Origin of the sequence: Peribacillus sp. FSL K6-1552, assembly GCF_038005205.1 — a bacterium.
Taxonomy (GTDB): domain Bacteria; phylum Bacillota; class Bacilli; order Bacillales; family DSM-1321; genus Peribacillus; species Peribacillus butanolivorans.
In genome coordinates, this window is the sequence record NZ_JBBOST010000001.1 from 3,469,128 (window position 1) to 3,487,106 (window position 17,979).

The window sequence follows — 17,979 nt, forward strand, 5'->3', positions numbered from 1 at the left end:
TCTTTTTGACAAATACGTTGTAAGCAAGTGTCCCAAAATATTGTGCCAGGCATTGAAGTTAGCACTATAGGAACTGCAGCAAGGGGTGGAAAATGAGCAGTGGCCAACGTAACACCTAACTTCTTTTGTCCCCAGATTTACTTTTTCTTTAAAAATAAAATTAACAATAAGAACTAATTTCTTTATCTTTTTAATACTTTTTTTATTTTTCTTAGCTACAGCAGACGCTGAATCAAATACACAATTATACATTAATAATCTCTATGGGATTTTCAGTAAAATACTAAACTTTTTTGCAATAAAATATTCCCACTGAAAATAGACCTATTCGCTATAACGAATAGGTCTATTTAATAAACAAAACATAATATAAAATACAACTTCATGCTGAACAAAATTATTTCCAAAAACTAGTTTTCATTCTTCCAGATACTTTCTCAAGCCTCATGAGCCACACTGTTAGAAGCATCCCCATAAGTGTGAGCAAACTGTAAAATAAGTACACCATATAAATCCCTGATTTATCCAAGATTATTCCGCCGCTAAAGGTACTGAACCAGTTACCTAACCCATTACCTATTGCAGAATAAAGCGTTACTGCAGTAACTGTTATATGAGGTGGGACGACTTCTCTAATATATTGTAAAGCTGCAGGAATGAATAAGCCCAGAGAAAAACCTTGGATCATGGAAGTCACATATACTATTGCCAAACTTGGTTCCGTAAAATAAAACAACCATCGAACCAACGAAGCAATTCCAGCCAATAATGTGATTGGCAGCAGGCCTAATTTATTTATCCAGCTGCCGGCCATTCTCATAAATGGTATTTCCGACAATACAGCTAGCAGGAACGCAATACCAATTCCTGTATATGTCCCGCCCCTTGCCTCAACAAATAGGCCATAATAGACATTATTGGCAAGGTTAGGGCCGAAGATTAGAAATGTTACAGCAAGAAAGATTAGGAAACGTTTCATTGTTACCAGTTCTTTCATCCCACTGAAAAGTTTTGTCTTTACTTGAGGAGGCTCTTCAGGCAAGCGTAAAGCTAGAAGAGCCGCAATTAATAGGCCGATAAAAAAGGCGTAAAATATAACAGAAGGACCAATAAATGATTCCGATAACTTTCCCATTACAAAAACAGCCACACCAAAACCAAGCGAACCGAATAAACGTATTTTTCCATAATTCGATTTGATTCTTGTTGTATATTGAAGGGTAATACTATCTGAAACCGGTATAATGGCACTTTGAAAGATTGCCAATACAACTGCGACAGATACTAAAAGTAAATAGGGTTCGAAGAGCAAGTATCCTAAGCCAAATAAACCGGCGAGCAACGATGTCATTGCAAGAATTTTAGCAGGTTTTCCGCTCCAATCACAGACAATACCCCAAATTGGCTGAAAAACGATCATTACTATCGGCCCGACAGACATAATAGTACCTATTTCAATTCCATTTAACCTCGCCTCATTTGCTAAATAAACACTTAAGAGCGGTGTTAAACTTCCCACAGCAAAAAACGAAAAAAGATAAAAAATCTTCAAACTTAAGATATTAGCTTGTTTTTGTTTTTCCAAATCCAGTATCCCCCATGCGGTCATCTTCTTCAAAATTATCATATACATGCATCAAATACCAGATATTATACAAGCCCCACTTTTTCGATTCCATCATTGGAAAAATCCTTTACTATTTCCATAGGAAGGACAATATTAAAAACTGTACCTTTGTTAACTTCGCTTTCTACAAATACTCGCCCTAGGTGGCTTTCAATGATTTTAAAGCTAATCATAAGTCCTAACCCATTACCGGATTTTTTCGTCGTGAAAAATGGTTCTCCAATCCTCCTGAGCTGATCGGGTGGCATACCAACTCCCGTGTCGATTATGGAGATATGTACTTTCTCTTCTTTAAGTTCTGTAACGACTTTTATTTCTCCCCCGTCAGGCATTGCTTCTATCCCATTTATAACAAAGTTCAATAAGACTTGTTTTAAACGATTCTCATCACATCGAATTAAGATTTCCTCGTGATAACAATCAAAGAAGAGAATAACATTCTTCTTCCGTGCATCAAACTCTGTTAGAGATAAAACATTTTGAATAATTGGTACTATATTCTTCGTTTCCAAAATCAGGGACTGCGGTTTGGATAGTTCTAAGAATTCTTCAACTATCTCATTTACACGGTTAATTTCATCCATAATAATTCCCAAATACTCAAGTCTATTTTCATCTTTTTCATCTAATTGTAAGTATTCAGTATACCCTCTCATCGAGGTAAGTGGATTCCGAATTTCATGAGCGACACCAGCAGCAAGCTGGCCGACTGCAGCTAGTTTATCCTGTCGATGAAGCATCTCTTCTGTTTGTTTACGCTCCGTTATATCATACCGAAGCGCCAAAAACTGAAATGGTTTACCTTCCACAGTGTAAAATGGAACGATTGTTGTATCGACCCAATAATAACTGCCATCTTTCGCTCTGTTTCTAATTTCACCATTCCATACTTTACGATTTTGAATGGTCTTCCACATATCATCGAAGAATTCCTTTGAGTGATATCCGGAATTAACCAATTGGTGAGTATGACCAATTAACTCACTTCTCTTGTACCCGGATACTTCTGAAAATTTATCGTTTACATCGACAATGATCCCTTTCTCATCGGTAATTGCCACTATGGATGATTGGTTAATAGCATAATACATATCCTCTAATTCCTTAATTGAGACCCTTAGGTCGCTTTCCGCTCTTTTTCGACGAGAAATATCCGAACGAATTGATATATATTGATATGGTTTTCCCTTTTTCATAAATGGTACGATTGTAGTATCCACCCAATAAATCTCGCCATCTTTTGCCCGATTACAAATTTCCCCATTCCACGTTTTTCCTTGTTGGATTGTGCACCAAAGGTCAGCGAAAAACTCTTGAGGATGATAACCCGAATTAATGATAGAATGACTTTTTCCAATCAGTTCATGTTCTTCATATTGTGAGATTTCTATAAATTTTTCGTTAACATATGTAATGATTCCTTCTGCATCAGTTATAGCTACAATAGAAGATTGATCCAAAGCATAACGGATATCACTCACTGTGCTATCACTCTTTGCCAAACGCCTTCCAACAATCGTGCTAGAACCAATTAAACTGGCAAGGATAAATAACGAAACAAAACTGACTAGATATAAAATAAACGGGCTAAGTTGAACAAATTCATTTTTCTCCTTTTCTCCAGTAACCGGAAACACTCTCAAAAAAAGAAAATACCCTTCGATGATTGCCGCACTCATAATCAGTGTACTGACTGGCTTAAGGGAAGATTGACTTACTTTATTTATATAAAATAAGACTAACAGCGCGATTAAAAATAAGCTAAAAATAATGAGTAGCGTAATAACAAGTAACAAAGGGTTAAATTGCACAGAGTTGTTTAAAGCAAACATGCCCATTATATAATTCGACAAAATCGCCATCGTAAACATAAAACTGCAAAAAATCATTTGTAGTAACTGTTGTTTGTAAGAAATAGCTAATAATCCTACCCCTGCGAGAGCAACCCCTATTGCTAATGAAAGCATTATCGAAGCAAAATTGTACGATGCCATTCCCGTATTCTCAAAAGTAAAAATGACCACAAAATTAAGCGTCCAGATAGCCACTCCCATAGAGCAAATGCTCCCTATATACAAAAGACGTTTGTATTTTACTATTGTAATTAATGTTGTCAGTAAATCTAACGCTGTATAACACGCCATAAATACCAACAGTACGGCAATCATAAAAAGGATAGGATTAGATGATACTATTGATTGTTCCATTGTTTACATTATCACCTCTGTCATTCTATTCTCCTATATTGTAATGGAAATATGTTGTACCTCAAAGACTTTTATTTCCTAATACCTATCTATTTACATATACTATCTTCCTGCTCATCATTTTTCTAAAGAAAACGAGAAGTTTTTTTAATAAATGCAGTAAAATGAGAAATACTATTCTTCTGTATAGAGTAAAATAGAAAGGGCTTGTGAATTGACAAGCATTCATATACGACTTTTTATTGCATGAAACACTTAAATGTACAATTACACTGGTTATTATTTAAAAAGTATATTAATTAAGAATGTTAATTTCTTTATTTAATTATACCTATAGGTTTATAATTAAATAGTACATATATAGAGAGAAGGAGTGGGGGCATGATTATGTCAGACTTGGCAAATACAAATACAACAGAAATTATGCAAAAGAAGACCCAGCATAAAAAATTAACACTAAGGCAAATATTACAAAGAGGTCTTTTAATTACAATCGGTGCTGTTTTAATGGCTGTCGGCCTCGAGATTTTTTTAGTACCAAATAATGTAATAGACGGTGGTATAACAGGTATATCTATTATGCTATCTTATATCACGGGCTGGAAGCTCGGTATCTTTCTTTTTGTTTTGAATCTCCCTTTCTTTTTTATCGGTTATAAACAAATTGGAAAAACCTTCGCATTATCTACTCTATATGGGATTTTAGTCCTTTCCATAACCACTACATTGCTTCACCACGTACCAGCTTTCACTCAAGATATCCTCCTTGCGTCCGCTTTTGGCGGAATGATTCTTGGAATTGGTGTTGGAATGGTTATTCGATATGGCGGTTCTCTAGATGGAACAGAAATTCTAGCTATTCTAGCTAGCAAGAAGCTTCCTTTTTCTGTTGGAGAGATTGTCATGTTCTTTAATTTATTCATCCTTGGCAGTGCTGGCTTTGTTTTTTCATGGGACCGTGCCATGTATTCGATTATAGCGTATTTCGTAGCTTATAAAACGATGGATATTGTTATCGCTGGTTTGGATGAATCTAAATTTGTTTGGATTATCAGCGATGAGTTTGGAGATATCGGTGATGCAATTATGAGTCGGCTTGGTCGAGGTGTGACCTTTTTAGCTGGCGAAGGTGCTTATTCAGGAGACGATAAAAAGGTTATCTTTTGTGTAATAAATCGCCTTGAGGAAGCAAAACTTAAAGATATAGTCAAAAGCTTTGATCCATCTGCCTTCCTTGCAGTCGGAGATATTGCTGAAGTTCGTGGGGGCCGGTTCAAGAAAAAGGATATTCACTAATCTTCCTTATCTTTAATTTTTCTGGCTTTTTGCTACATCTACTTAAATAAGCAAAAAGATAAAAAAAGCTGAAGGGGAATCCCCTTCAGCTTTTTTTATAAAGACTTAATAGTTTCTTGGATTGTTGATTGCTTGAAGCATTCTAGTGCCGGGTTTCATTTCGCTGCCACATAGTGGACAAACGTGCTCATCATTACTTGTAAAGTTATCGCGGATCCAGCCTTTACAATCTTCTGATGTACATTCCCACACCTTTGTTTCTTCAGGAATGATTTCTTCCGTATTATTTCTTCTATACATGTATCTCACTCCTTAGAATTGAATTGACTCCGTCCTGCATAACAGATCCCAAGCCATAAAGATAAAAGAAGAATAGATGGCGATTAATCTAAATAATTGTGAGTATACACTCATTCGCTTATCTAAGATTTGTTGTTATTCTATACACTCAAACTCATTGAGTGGAAAGAACTTGAGATCACAACCATGAATTTTTAGTATCCCAGAAACCATTATATCATATATATGCATATTATAATTGAGTAAAGCTTCTTATGAAGAAATGAAAGCCATTATTCTTTATATCCTCGTATCCATAGACCAGATAATCATGAAACACAGTCTCTGATTTCCCTAAGGCAATCAAGACTGCGTTATTGAAGAATCAATTTCACATGATTCTTCCTGCTCATTCGAATGAATTGAATGCGAATCAAGCATGAGAGTAATTTTAGTGCCAAAACCTAAAACAATGAAAGCCCTGCCTCTCTCCCATCCATACGGTTCCTAGACCGTGCCTGCGAGAATCAGATAAAAGCTTGTAAGTACATGTTTATTAATTAAAACCGTCCGTAATTCCAATTGGGAAACTTAAATTCCAAAAGATAAATGGTACATAGAAGTAAGTTAATGAAGAACAAAAATGGATCGAGGAAAATACTTGGTGATTAGACGTATTTCTTTTTCTAGATGTGTTTAACTTGATTCTACTCCATCATAAAGATGATGAAAAATATTTTATTAATAAAAATGTTACTTTAAATTACCCTCCAGTGTTTATTCTTAACAACACTGAATCTTTATCATACCACATATGATTTTATATGTAAAGGATGCGACTAAAACAGAACATCGGGGTGATACTCATTCTATAAAATAAAAAATAAAAGAGGCAATAATTCACCTCTTTTATTTAAACGCATTATATTCATTTTCTATTTTTGGCAGTTCCCTTACTTCTTCAACTAATTGACTGCCGCACATTGGACAATCATAGTTTTCAGAGGCAAAATCTTTCCTCATCCATCCATTACAATCTGCTGATCCGCATGCATATACAATTGTATCTTCCATAATGATTTCTGGTTCCTCTGAATTCTTTTTACCAAAATACATGAGCAACCTCCTCTTTTTTATATAAAGATTCTGATTAAAGGCACTGAGTTTTTTACCTTTTTTCATTCCTAGTATACGCATCAAATCAAATTCTTATTTATCCAATGAAAAAATTATCCAAAAACCTTATTCTATTAGTTTTCTAATCCTGCTTTTACCATGATTGCTTTTATCATAAAGTATGAAAAATGGTCAGGAAGGGCTTCTTTCAATGGTTTTAGTTTCTCAGAATCCAATTGTTTGGCTGTTTCCAGTACAAGGTCATACTCCTCATCTAAGAAAAACTCTTCCCACTTGATCTCCAAACGTTCTTCTGCACACTTTAATAGATGATTTTCAATGGAGATCGAAGACAGTCCTCTTAATGTCGCAATTTCTTTAAGGGATTTGCCTTCCTGATAGAAACGGTAGCTTTCTAGATGAGATGGTACCGTGGTTCGCTTTGTTGTTTCTTTTTTAACCATTGTATTCACTTCTATTTCAGGATGTGCTTGTAAATAATGAGAAATCACTTCTAAGAACACTGCTCCAAAGCGGTCGAATTTCTGAGCGCCTACACCCTTAACTTCAAGGAATTCCTGTTCTGTTCTCGGCAGTTTTGCTGCCATATCTTTCAAGGATGCATCGGAAAAAATAATGAAAGGCGGTACATTTTCCTTGCTTGCGATTTCTTTTCTTAAATGTCTCAATTCTTCGAACAATCCATGATCGATACTAATGCTACTTACTTGTTTTATTTCTTTTCGTAGGACTTTTTTCTGTCCTAAAAGCACTTCTCGTCCAGCATTGGTTACTTTAAGAACTGGATATTGCCCGCCTGTCATTTCGATATACTGTTTAGCAGTCAGGAAATCAATGAAGTCTGCAACATCCTTTGCCGATTGATTTTTGATAATTCCATAAGTTGAAATCTTTTGAAAGCCAAACTCTTCAATTTTCTTATTCCGTGAACCGGTGAGTACCTGACTAATCATCGTTTTGCCAAATCTTTCACCCATTCGTAACATACACGAAAGAACCATCTGTGCCTGAGTCGTTACTTCAACTGAGTCACGTTTATCTGTACAGTTTTCACAGTGGCCGCAATCTTCAGGATTCTCTTCTCCAAAGTATTGAAGAATATAGGCTTGTAAACAACCTTCAGTAAAGCAATAATCCTTCATTCTATTCAATTTCTTCAGTTCTTGTGCCTGCCACTCTTGCGAAGGGTTCGATTGATCGATTAGAAAGCGTTGTATCTGTATATCTTGAGGGGAGTATAAAAGAATACATTCGCTATCCAAACCATCTCGACCTGCACGACCTGCTTCTTGATAATAGCTCTCCATATTCTTAGGGGTTTGATAATGAATGACGTAACGAACATTCGACTTATCGATACCCATTCCAAAAGCTGATGTCGCTACTATCAAAGGAACATCATCACGAATAAATTGCTCCTGCTGTTCCGAACGGTCTTGTTCATTCATACCAGCGTGATATCTGCCTGTTTTGAAGCCAGCTTTATTAAGCTTGGCGTACAATGAATCGACTTCTTTCCTTGTTGCTGCATATATGATACCCGACTCATTTTTGTTTTTTTCAATATAGCGCATTAAAAACCGTCCGCGGTTCTCTTCCTTGACGACGGAAAAAAACAAATTATCTCTTGCAAATCCTGTTGATATTGTATGTTGTTCAGATATTCCAAGTGACTGACAAATGTCCTTCGTCACATGTGGTGTGGCTGTCGCCGTTAATGCTAGAACGGTCGGAGCTGAGGGCATTTCTTTCAACAAGTTTTTGATTTTTAAATAGCTTGGTCTGAAATCATGACCCCATTGCGAGATACAGTGAGCTTCATCAATGGCCACCAATGAAATATCAACATTAGCCAGTTCCCTTTGAAAAGCAGTGTTTTCCAATCGTTCAGGTGCCACATAAACAAGCTTGTACCTTCCCTGCTTAATATCGTTCATTCTATTGGAAGCTTCTATCCCTGAAATAGAGCTGTTAAGTAATGTGGCATCTATACCATTTTGTTCGAGGGCATCTACTTGGTCCTTCATCAAGGAAATAAGTGGGGATATGACGAGGGTTACACCAGGCAATAGAAGAGCTGGAATCTGATAGCATATTGATTTGCCTCCGCCAGTCGGCATGATTCCAGCTGTATTTATTCCTCCTAAAACTTGTTCAATTATCTGTTCCTGACCGGTTCGGAATGACTCATATCCAAAATACTTTTGTAAATAATCACGTGCTTTTTCTATCAATGTACTACTCCTCCTATTTAACTTGTAAGGATTTATTACTTTCATTGTACCTGCTTTTTCCGTGAACCAAAAGGACAAAAAAAGTAGACACATGAAAACTCTGTGCCTACTTTTTCTATATATAAACATGTTTTACATGACTAAATTAGTTTAAGATTTGTAATTTAACGTTTTTAACGCCCCAATTAATAGCATCCTGCTCATTTGGAATAAAGATGTCTACTTTATTTCCCTTTATGGCACTGCCTGTATCAGCCGCTGTTGCGTAGCCATAACCCTCCACATAAACTTTTGAACCCAGTGGGATAACTGATGGGTCTACTGATATAACTTTTGCATTCGGATTTGCTTTTAAGTCGATTCCAGTAGCTGTAGTACCGCTACAACCTTGACAATCAGCAGTATATGCAGTTGCTCTTACAGTAATCTCTTTTTCTATGCCTGATTGATTCGTAGATTCACTGTTAGATACTGTTTTTTCCTTTTCTGCTTTTTCAGCTGGTGCTGCTGGCTTTGCTTGCTCAGCTGGTGCTGCTGGTTTCGCTTGCTCAGCTGGTGCTGCTGGTTTCGCTTGCTCAGCTGGTACTGCTGGTTTCGCTTGCTCAGCTGATACTGCTGGTTTCGCTTGCTCAGTTGGCGCTGCTAGCTGTTCAGGCTTAACGCTCGCTGCCTCATCTTTGTACGTCGCAGGTTTAATAACTAGTTCCTGCTTTGGATGGATTGTATCTGAATTTAAACCGTTCCAAGATTTAAGGTCATTTACTGATACATGATATTTGCCTGCAATTTCCCATAACGTGTCCCCGGACTTGACCTTATAATGCTTTTCTTGAGAAATATGTAATGTTTCTCCTGAATAAATCGTATCTGAAGACAAATGGTTCCAATCCTTAATATCTTCTATTGATACTTTATATGTTTGAGATATCCCCCATAATGTGTCTCCATCTTTCACATTGACATCTTCTGCTTGTACCGGAATAGTGAATGCACCGGATATTGCAGCCGCTGCCGCTAACGATAAGATTGATTTTTTCATATGTTGTTACCTCCTTGTGAGCTTTTTAATAAGCTAACGTTTTCAATATTACCATAGTTATTTTCTATACAAAGAACAAACAGATAAAGAATAGATGACAAACATCACAGTAAGATAACGAGCCGATAACAAATAGTCTGAATATTACAATGAATAAAGGCTTGTATTTAACTGATCCCCCCCCTTTTTGGGTCATATTTTTTTTATCCAAGCATAATTATTTAAGGATGTACCTTTTAAAAAGGAGGTTTCAACTTGACACGAGCAAAGACTTTCACCCTAATCAAGTCTTATAAACCGTTCCATAGCAAATTCGATCCCTGCCCACCGATTGGAAGAAAGTATTTCAGTACACCTCCCCAATTGTATATAAATTTCCAACCACCAAATCTAGAACAGTTCACACCAGAAGAGGCACTCAAATACGGTACCCTTTGGAAATTCTTTTACGATTTTTATGATAATCCTTATCGCGAAAGGGAGACGTAAATGAATAAGAAACTGGATGATGAATATTATCAGTTGCTTGAGCAAATACAGGCTGCAGATTTCGTACTTGTCGAACTAACCCATTATTTAGATACACATCCCACTGACCAGCAGGCACTGCAGCAATTCAATCAATTCCAACTGTACTCCAAACAATTGAAAGCAGTATTCGAACCTAAATATGGGCCATTACTTGGATTCGGAAATAGTCCTGGAGGGGAAAATAAATGGGAATGGGGCCAAGGCCCTTGGCCATGGCAAGTATAAGGAGAGATATCTATGTGGGTTTATGAAAAAAAGCTACAATACCCAGTAAGGGTTAGCAACTGTAACCCCAGACTGGCAAAATATTTAATAGAACAATATGGGGGTGCTGATGGTGAGTTGGCTGCCGCACTCCGATACTTAAATCAACGCTATACAATACCTGATAAAGTCATCGGATTACTTACGGATATCGGAACAGAAGAATTCGCTCACTTAGAAATGATTGCCACAATGGTTTATAAGCTTACAAAGGACGCCACACCACAGCAGATGGTTGCAGCTGGTCTTGGCGAACATTATGCGAATCATGATGGTGCCCTTTTCTATCAAAATGCAGCAGGTGATCCATGGACAGCCACATACATCCAAGCTAAAGGTGATCCTATTGCTGATTTATATGAAGATATTGCCGCTGAAGAGAAAGCCCGTGCAACCTATCAATGGTTGATTGACATCTCGGATGACCCGGATATTAATGATTCACTAAGATTTTTAAGGGAAAGAGAGATTGTACATTCCATGAGGTTCAGAGAAGCTGTAGAAATTCTTAAAGAGGACAAAGGGAAAAAAAAGTTTTTTTAATAAAATCCATATAAAAAAGGCAACGGAAATTTCCCGCTGCCTTTTTGTCATTTACGGTCTGAAGAATAGGTCCATCCATCTTCCTGATAAATCTTTTCTTCTTTCATCAGTTTGCCCAGAGCACGTTTGAATGCTCCCTTACTTAATCCGAAGTGGAACTGGATATCATCAGGTGGAGTCTTATCGCCATAAGGCATCGCACCACCACGGTTCATTAAATAAGTGAAGATGACATCAGCATCTTCTTCCATTAAATCTTGCTTAAACGGAATTAAAGAAACATTGAGGGTACCATCTTCTTTACTATCAATGACACGCCCTTCAACTAATTCTCCTAGGCGGGGCTCCTGTTTGCGTTCACTTTCGTGAATAAAGCAGCGATACCCTTCTTGTGAAACAAAGAAAGAACCAACCATTAGCAAACGATAGACATTCCCTTTCACGGTCGTGTTACGGACTCCTTTTAAAGGAGCTTTAACAGCAATCTCTTGAATTAAATCTTCTGTTGCAAGTTTACCGAACAACCGTTCATTACGATCGGTTTTCAGGGAAACATATAGACGATCACCAACTTCAGGCCATAAATGGTCAATGTTTGGCAGATCATCCAGTGATACCAGAATATCTTTGGAAAGGCCGATGTTGACAAAGACCCCTAGTTTCTTTTTCACATTGACTACTTCTGCCCAGCCATACTGATCGATCTGAATTTCAGGAATTTTCATTGTTGCTGTCAACCTGGCTTGTTTATCATGATAGATAAATACCGTTACTTCATCACCAATTTCAAGCTCAGTTTCTTCATTCATTTCATTATGATGAAGTAAGACATCTTCCGAACCATCAGTCAAGAACCAACCGAAATCCGCCTTACGTTCTACTTCTAACTCTACAGCCAAACCGGCCTGAATTTTTTGCATGTATAAAAATCCTCCTGTAACTTACCTTTACCTACAATTGTACCCAATTATTTATTTTTCCAACATATTTGAATTTATCATTTTTTTGTTGTTCTGTATACCTATTACGTTTTTTTATTTTTTTGCTCCTTGTCAACTTCCATGGATGTTTGAGGAACTAAAATTTGAACTCGTTTTCCATTACTACAAAGTTTGCATAATGAATTTTGAAAATTGACTGGGTTTGTATGGTTTAATTAGTGTTCCGATATACCTTTTACGTCGTAATAGTCTTGGATTCGTCCAACTCTAACACACCTACTAACCATAAAAACCTTTGCCAATTTACAAACCTTGCTTTTTCATAAAACTGACTTGCGATGTTATAATTTAATGACCAACTGAAAGGGAAAGGAATTATTCATGACTAGAAAATTGTATTACACGTCATCAAAGACATCTCAATGGGAAACAAAAATCCAGCAGATTTTCGAAGAAAATGGCTTTTATTACATCATTCTTGAAGAAACTGCTTTTTATCCAGAAGGAGGTGGTCAACCTTCCGATACAGGCAGTATAGAAGGAATCACTGTCCTTGACGTTACAAAAAGCGAGGATGGAAATATCCTTCACAAGCTTGAATGTAGGCCAGGTTCTGAATTTGTTCATTGTGAACTCAATTGGGAACGCCGCTTCGATCATATGCAACAGCATAGCGGTCAGCATCTACTCTCGGCTGTCTGCCGGGAACTGTTTGATGCGAATACTGTCAGTTTTCATCTTGGAACGGAAAATATAACTATTGATATAATCGCGCCCCAATGGACCGAGGAACATACGATAGCTACTGAGAAGCAGGTTAATCAATATATCTATGAGAATCGCAAGCTTCTCACATATTTTGTGACAAAAGAGCAAATACAGGCACTTCCTGTCGTCAAAATGCCAAAGGTGTCAGAGAATATCCGTATTGTTGAAATTAAAGGGATTGAGTATAATCCTTGTGGCGGAACGCATGTAGAACAAACCGGGGAGATTGGCCTAATTAAAATCCTCAAAACGGAGAAACAAAAAGAGCATACACGGCTATATTTCAAATGCGGATTAAGGGCATTGAACGATTTTTCTGATAGTCTTAATGTTCTTTCAGCATTATCAACTAAATTTAATACCGGACGAAAAGAAATAATCAACAGGGTGGAAAAACTAGAAGATGACTACAAACAACTAGCAGCGACACATGAAAAACTCAAACTTGAAAATGCAAAGTTTCTTGCTGATTCCCTGCTTGAAAATAATGGGGATGGGTTCATATCTCATATTTTCGAAGACAGCTCATTGAAAGAACTCCAATTTCTTTCAGCTACAATGGTTCAAAAAGAAAAAGTGCTCGTGTTATTTGCATCATTTAAGGAACAAAAGATCCTGCTCGCGCACAGTGGGTCCTCCTCCATTCATTGCGGACAATATTTTAAAGAAACACTCAGCTCGTATAACGGTAAAGGCGGGGGTAATGAAAAGTCTGCGCAAGCGGGGTTTGCTTCACAAAATGATTTAATGGCTTTTTACGAATTCACAGCTGAACAAATCCGCTCAAAATTTGGTCATGATGAATAAAAAGCTTATGTGGTATAAAAATCACTATAGTGGTGGAATTCATATTCTTTTCACTTCGAAGTTATAGAACCGAAAAGAAAGGAGAGAGGACAAATAATGCCCGCTCTCCCTTTCACCCCTTATTCTTCTATCTTTAGATGCTCTAACCCACGTTCTTCAATATGAAGGTGATATTTTTCTTCGAGTTCCATAATTCGTTTAAATGCTTCCTCTTGAGTATACTCTTGAAGGTTCGATTCCTTTGCAAACTCTTTTCTTGCCATGTGATAGGCAAGCTTATCCCTGAAAACCCCTTCTTCATATTCATCTATAACTTCATGAAGTTTATTTTCCAATTCATGACTTAAATCATATATTTCATATTCCTTCACAAAGTGGATTCCTTCCATGCCAAAATCCTTTGCATAGGAATTCAGGTATTGTTCTAAGTCACTAAACTCTTTATTATTTTCAATATCGGAAGCAACCCAATATCCATATTGAACCATTTTGAACAATGTTTCATATTGTTTTTTCGTAAAATTAATTTTCATTGTTTACTCCTTTTCAGGTCATCTCTACAACAAAAAGAATAAACCGTATTGGAACAAAAGTCCAATACGGTTTATAATCAATCCAATATTTCAGTTACAGAAAAATAAGCTGCTTTTTCAGTATCTACGACATAATGGCAATCGCCTTTAACTAAATTATAATAGCGGTGTTTTTGAATATTTGAAATCATTTGAGTTGAGTCATCTCCGTCTACCTCATGCTCTATTTCTTTGCCGCCCGGAAAATAAAAACTAACTTTCAATTTCATCTTTCTCATCCTTCCCTTCATCTGGTTGAATCACTCTCTTATTTCTTATCCTTTTTAGAGTAGAAATAAACATAAATTAAATGCTTATTCACTTTTTACATGATATTCTAGAAAAAATAACGAAATCAGAAGGTGATTTTAATGAAAATAAGGAAGGCTACAGAAAAAGATGTAACCGGAATAGCCTATGTACATATAAACAGTTGGCAATCGACGTATAAAGGAATCCTGCCGAATCAATATCTGGCTTCTTTGAATCTAGAAACCAGAAAAAAAAATTGGCTAAGAAATTTAAAGATGCTGCATAATGCCACTTATGTAGCTGAAAATGGTGAAGGACAAATTATTGGTTTTGTAGCTGGTGGACCCGAACAAACTAATGATCCCCATATTCAAGGAGAAGTATATGCCATCTATTTATTAAAAGAGTATCAAAGACAAGGAATTGGTCGAAAAATGATTAAAACAGTTGTTAATGAACTCATAGATAAAGAACATAAAAATTTAATTATCTGGGCTTTAAAAGATAATCCTTCATGCGGTTTTTACAAAGCTCTCGGTGGTCATGTAATCGCTGAAAAAACTGTTAAAATGGCCGGAATTGAGTTGATCGAAGTCGGTTATGGATGGGATGACATTCACGAAATTCTTTTACATTTGTAAGAAAATCCTGGCCATAGGAGGTAGATTAAAATTAAAATCCCCCTCCTATCATTTCCTCAGAAGGAAATCCTCTTTTTCACTTCCCAAAAAATAAAGCCGGTGTAATGGTCTTGTCATTGTGACGTAAAGTAGTTTAATATCGAGTTCATTCTTCCGACTATAAATTTCCTCCAGAGATATCGCAAAGACTACATCGAATTCTAGACCTTTTGCTTGATATGAGGGTACAATTAACGTTTTATCTTTCGGAATAATTCCTGCTTCATCTACTAAATGGAAGCCATTATGACATCTACTCAATTTCTCGTTTGCTAGCTTACAATCTTTCATCGTTTTGGCAATAACTGCAAACGTTTTGAAACCTTCTCCTTTTAATTCTTCGATATGTTTAATCAAATCTTCTCCCCAATCATCCTTATCGATAGAAATGAATTCTGGTTCTGTCCCATGGCGGACTACAGGCTCAACTTCAGGGAAATCATATTGTAACAATTTAAGAATTTGATTAGCCTGTTTCATTATTTCAACAGTCGTTCTGTAGCTTTTTTGTAGTTCTGTGTATGTCGCCCTCGGAAAAATACGACGATGGACCTCTTCCCATGTTTGAAGTCCTCGGTATGAGTGGATACCTTGAGCAAGATCACCTACAAGAGTGAACATATCAGTATCTACTGCCGTTTTTAGCGCCTGCAATTGCATGAAGCTATAATCCTGAGCTTCATCTATGACGACATTTTTTGCTTTGTTATCTTTATCCACACCAAAAAGTAGCTCCTGTAAATATAATAATGCACCCAAGTCCTCCAATTCATAACTTTTTTCATGAATTAACTTTTGATTATAATTACATAAAGCACATGCATCTTCACGACTAAGTTTACCGCTACTGTACGAGGCCAGTTGCTCGGGATCTTGGTACAATTCCTGATAGTATTGAAGAAGGTTTTTATTTTTGAAATGCTTAAAATAGCCTTTTACAGAGGAACGGATTGCTTTTTTAATCTGTCCGATCCGTTCCTCCTTTTTATCGAGACATTTTGTTACAAATTCCTTGCGTATTACTGGATCAATATTCTTATAGAGGGCCTTTTCTATTTTGACGTCATAAAAATCCGTTACTCGTTCAAGCATTTTTTTCTTTTTCAGCTTCACTTCATTTTGTAAAATGGCCTTTAGCTTGTCGAGTCTGCTGTATAATGGTAAATACCAATAATCCTCTTCCAGTAGCCTAATGAACTTCTTTGCAGAATAAAGGCGATATTTGTCACAATAAAAATCTTCTTCCGGATGAAAACTCCTGAAAATATCCTTCACATATTCGTCCAAAATTAATTTAAATAATGGAGAACCCTTAAATCCAGATATCCAGATCGCTGCTTTTGTTTCTTCATCATCCTTTTCCAACAAACGTGTCAATTTATTATCAGCTACTAGCTTCAGTTGCTTTCCGATTGCTACCTGAACATACTCGGCGAATGTGAATTGTTTTACTTTTTCAACACCTAATTCCGGCAATGCTTCAGAAATGTAATCAATGAATACCCGGCTCGGGGCAAGAATCATCAACTGGCGTGGGTCAAACAAGTCTTTATAATGGTATATAAAATAAGAAATCCTATGTAAGGCTATTGTTGTTTTACCACTGCCCGCAGCCCCCTGAACAATGATTGGTTTATTTAAATCAGCACGAATGATTCTATTTTGTTCTTCCTGTATCGTGGTAATGATATCGGTCAAACGATTGCTCGAACTTTTGGAAAGAGATTCCTGTAATAATTCATCCGTTGTTGTTAAATCAATGTCCCTGACCTCTTCTAGCTCACCATCTTCTATCATTAACTGCCTCTTTAAAGTGATGTTCCCGCTAAATGTTTCCCCTTCTGCTTCATATTCAATTTCACCAATCCGACCCTCGTAATAAAGATTAGCTATTGGAGATCTCCAATCGACGATAATCTGTTCCTGGCTTTCCCTCTGATAAAGGGAAGTTTTCCCGAAATAAAGTACTTCGCCCTGATCACTATCATTTCGTTCAAAGTCAACTCTTGCAAAATAAGGCTTTTTGCTTGCCATGCGCAAACTTTCCAGTTCAGATCTAGACATTTCAAAAAAGTTTGCAGTCGTCAATAACTGAGAATATAAGCCCGACTCAGACCAATCCGCATCACCAAAAGCCTCCTGCATATTCCGTTGAAATTGATCTTTGCTGGTTTCTGATGTTTTGATGACTACATCTATATACCGCTTAGTGAAATCCAACCGCTGACGTTCTTGTTCAAAATCAGGATGTCTTACCAAAAGAACCATTCTCCTTCCTACTTTTGATTGATTAAACGGGAGAAAAAATACCGATACAACGATGAAATGGACATTTATACTATCAGAAAACCAATGGGTTGACAAATCCCTTATCATAGATTTATTTTTCAAAACAAAAATTCCAGAATATTACCCAATATTTGAAGGATAAATGATATATTCCTGATTGAATTTTGTTTTTATATGTTGCCTTATGAAAGAGCATCAAAATGCTCTCAGTAGGCAATTAATTGAATACCTTTCAGAAATTCAAGAGATAAATATATAAAAACTACATCCCAGGAAATTCATTACCATTTTGGAGGTCGGAAGTTTATTGTTGTTTCCGTCCATTGTATATCTCTTTATCAGAAATTAGTGAACATCTTGCTTATCAAAAAGATGTTAAGCCAATCAAGCTTGCATTGTAACAGATAAACCCTTCCTTTCTTGCTTCACTTCAAACTGCTTACACGACTGCACAAAATTCCTTATTATTAACAAGAAGCCGAACTTACATTGTATACTATTTAGAAGCAACCA

16 protein-coding genes are annotated in these 17,979 nt (G+C 36.6%); 6 read left to right on the top strand and 10 right to left on the bottom strand.

What is annotated here, in order from left to right:
• Nucleotides 1-397 precede the first annotated feature (397 nt).
• Together NST21_RS16600 and NST21_RS16605 are read right to left on the bottom strand one after the other, a co-directional pair.
• Complete coding sequence (locus NST21_RS16600; protein WP_340890286.1) at nt 398-1,585, bottom strand: MFS transporter; 1,188 nt, start codon at nt 1,583-1,585, stop codon at nt 398-400.
• Nucleotides 1,586-1,650: 65 nt separating this feature from the next.
• On the bottom strand, nt 1,651-3,834 hold the full coding sequence (locus NST21_RS16605) for a PAS domain S-box protein (RefSeq protein ID WP_340890288.1): 2,184 nt from the start codon (nt 3,832-3,834) through the stop codon (nt 1,651-1,653).
• A 387-nt stretch (nt 3,835-4,221) separates the two neighbouring features.
• On the opposite strand from NST21_RS16605, the gene NST21_RS16610 reads away from it, so the two are divergent.
• Nucleotides 4,222-5,130, top strand: coding sequence for a YitT family protein (locus NST21_RS16610; protein WP_053346480.1), 909 nt, complete (start codon nt 4,222-4,224; stop codon nt 5,128-5,130).
• Nucleotides 5,131-5,235: 105 nt separating this feature from the next.
• Here NST21_RS16610 and NST21_RS16615 read toward each other — a convergent pair whose 3' ends face one another.
• The 4 genes from NST21_RS16615 to NST21_RS16630 all read right to left on the bottom strand — a co-directional run bounded on the left by NST21_RS16615 (nt 5,236) and on the right by NST21_RS16630 (nt 9,819).
• Nucleotides 5,236-5,430, bottom strand: a complete 195-nt coding sequence (locus NST21_RS16615) for a cold-shock protein (protein WP_053346481.1) — start codon at nt 5,428-5,430, stop codon at nt 5,236-5,238.
• Nucleotides 5,431-6,318: 888 nt separating this feature from the next.
• The gene (locus NST21_RS16620) at nt 6,319-6,525 is read right to left on the bottom strand and encodes a cold-inducible protein YdjO-related protein (protein WP_053346482.1); all 207 of its coding nucleotides are present in this window, start codon (nt 6,523-6,525) and stop codon (nt 6,319-6,321) included.
• A 134-nt stretch (nt 6,526-6,659) separates the two neighbouring features.
• On the bottom strand, nt 6,660-8,780 hold the full coding sequence (gene recQ, locus NST21_RS16625; RefSeq protein ID WP_340890293.1) for a DNA helicase RecQ: 2,121 nt from the start codon (nt 8,778-8,780) through the stop codon (nt 6,660-6,662).
• A gap of 145 nt (nt 8,781-8,925) precedes the next feature.
• Nucleotides 8,926-9,819: a 3D domain-containing protein gene (locus NST21_RS16630; protein ID WP_057219049.1), complete on the bottom strand. Its 894-nt coding sequence runs from the start codon at nt 9,817-9,819 to the stop codon at nt 8,926-8,928.
• Nucleotides 9,820-10,074: 255 nt separating this feature from the next.
• Between NST21_RS16630 and NST21_RS16635 the strand changes: the two genes are divergently transcribed.
• From NST21_RS16635 to NST21_RS16645, 3 genes are read left to right on the top strand one after another with little or no spacing between them, the layout of a single operon-like run.
• On the top strand, nt 10,075-10,308 hold the full coding sequence (locus tag NST21_RS16635; RefSeq protein WP_053346484.1) for a spore coat associated protein CotJA: 234 nt from the start codon (nt 10,075-10,077) through the stop codon (nt 10,306-10,308).
• A complete protein-coding gene (locus NST21_RS16640) occupies nt 10,309-10,575 on the top strand; it encodes a spore coat protein CotJB (RefSeq protein WP_053346485.1) in 267 nt (88 codons plus the stop codon).
• Between the two features lie 12 nt (nt 10,576-10,587).
• Nucleotides 10,588-11,157, top strand: coding sequence for a manganese catalase family protein (locus tag NST21_RS16645; protein WP_053346486.1), 570 nt, complete (start codon nt 10,588-10,590; stop codon nt 11,155-11,157).
• Between the two features lie 47 nt (nt 11,158-11,204).
• On the opposite strand, the gene NST21_RS16650 is transcribed toward NST21_RS16645, so the two are convergent.
• On the bottom strand, nt 11,205-12,077 hold the full coding sequence (locus NST21_RS16650) for a CvfB family protein (protein ID WP_340890299.1): 873 nt from the start codon (nt 12,075-12,077) through the stop codon (nt 11,205-11,207).
• 402 nt (nt 12,078-12,479) lie between these two features.
• Between NST21_RS16650 and NST21_RS16655 the strand changes: the two genes are divergently transcribed.
• Nucleotides 12,480-13,673, top strand: coding sequence for an alanyl-tRNA editing protein (locus tag NST21_RS16655; protein WP_340890300.1), 1,194 nt, complete (start codon nt 12,480-12,482; stop codon nt 13,671-13,673).
• Between the two features lie 119 nt (nt 13,674-13,792).
• Here the strand turns inward: NST21_RS16655 and NST21_RS16660 are convergent, their stop codons facing one another.
• Nucleotides 13,793-14,206 (bottom strand): hypothetical protein, encoded by a 414-nt coding sequence (locus NST21_RS16660; protein WP_057219054.1) that lies wholly within the window; start codon nt 14,204-14,206, stop codon nt 13,793-13,795.
• A gap of 77 nt (nt 14,207-14,283) precedes the next feature.
• Nucleotides 14,284-14,475 carry a hypothetical protein gene (locus NST21_RS16665; protein ID WP_056520676.1) on the bottom strand — a complete coding sequence of 64 codons (192 nt, stop codon included), beginning with the start codon at nt 14,473-14,475 and terminating at the stop codon, nt 14,284-14,286.
• 141 nt (nt 14,476-14,616) lie between these two features.
• Between NST21_RS16665 and NST21_RS16670 the strand changes: the two genes are divergently transcribed.
• Nucleotides 14,617-15,138: a GNAT family N-acetyltransferase gene (locus tag NST21_RS16670; protein WP_057219055.1), complete on the top strand. Its 522-nt coding sequence runs from the start codon at nt 14,617-14,619 to the stop codon at nt 15,136-15,138.
• Nucleotides 15,139-15,186: 48 nt separating this feature from the next.
• Here NST21_RS16670 and NST21_RS16675 read toward each other — a convergent pair whose 3' ends face one another.
• Nucleotides 15,187-17,445, bottom strand: a complete 2,259-nt coding sequence (locus NST21_RS16675; protein ID WP_340890305.1) for a HelD family protein — start codon at nt 17,443-17,445, stop codon at nt 15,187-15,189.
• Nucleotides 17,446-17,979: the final 534 nt, after the last annotated feature.

Excerpts from the sequence above, each read along its gene's own strand:
- NST21_RS16630 (WP_057219049.1), bottom strand. The coding sequence starts at position 9,819 with ATGAAAAAATCAATCTTATCGTTAGCGGCAGCGGCTGCAATATCCGGT.
- NST21_RS16660 (WP_057219054.1), bottom strand. The coding sequence starts at position 14,206 with ATGAAAATTAATTTTACGAAAAAACAATATGAAACATTGTTCAAAATG.
- NST21_RS16645 (WP_053346486.1), top strand. The coding sequence starts at position 10,588 with ATGTGGGTTTATGAAAAAAAGCTACAATACCCAGTAAGGGTTAGCAAC.
- NST21_RS16610 (WP_053346480.1), top strand. The coding sequence starts at position 4,222 with ATGTCAGACTTGGCAAATACAAATACAACAGAAATTATGCAAAAGAAG.
- NST21_RS16640 (WP_053346485.1), top strand. The coding sequence starts at position 10,309 with ATGAATAAGAAACTGGATGATGAATATTATCAGTTGCTTGAGCAAATA.
- NST21_RS16620 (WP_053346482.1), bottom strand. The coding sequence starts at position 6,525 with ATGTATTTTGGTAAAAAGAATTCAGAGGAACCAGAAATCATTATGGAA.
- NST21_RS16670 (WP_057219055.1), top strand. The coding sequence starts at position 14,617 with ATGAAAATAAGGAAGGCTACAGAAAAAGATGTAACCGGAATAGCCTAT.
- NST21_RS16650 (WP_340890299.1), bottom strand. The coding sequence starts at position 12,077 with ATGCAAAAAATTCAGGCCGGTTTGGCTGTAGAGTTAGAAGTAGAACGT.
- NST21_RS16605 (WP_340890288.1), bottom strand. The coding sequence starts at position 3,834 with ATGGAACAATCAATAGTATCATCTAATCCTATCCTTTTTATGATTGCC.
- NST21_RS16665 (WP_056520676.1), bottom strand. The coding sequence starts at position 14,475 with ATGAAATTGAAAGTTAGTTTTTATTTTCCGGGCGGCAAAGAAATAGAG.
- NST21_RS16655 (WP_340890300.1), top strand. The coding sequence starts at position 12,480 with ATGACTAGAAAATTGTATTACACGTCATCAAAGACATCTCAATGGGAA.
- NST21_RS16675 (WP_340890305.1), bottom strand. The coding sequence starts at position 17,445 with ATGGTTCTTTTGGTAAGACATCCTGATTTTGAACAAGAACGTCAGCGG.
- NST21_RS16615 (WP_053346481.1), bottom strand. The coding sequence starts at position 5,430 with ATGTATAGAAGAAATAATACGGAAGAAATCATTCCTGAAGAAACAAAG.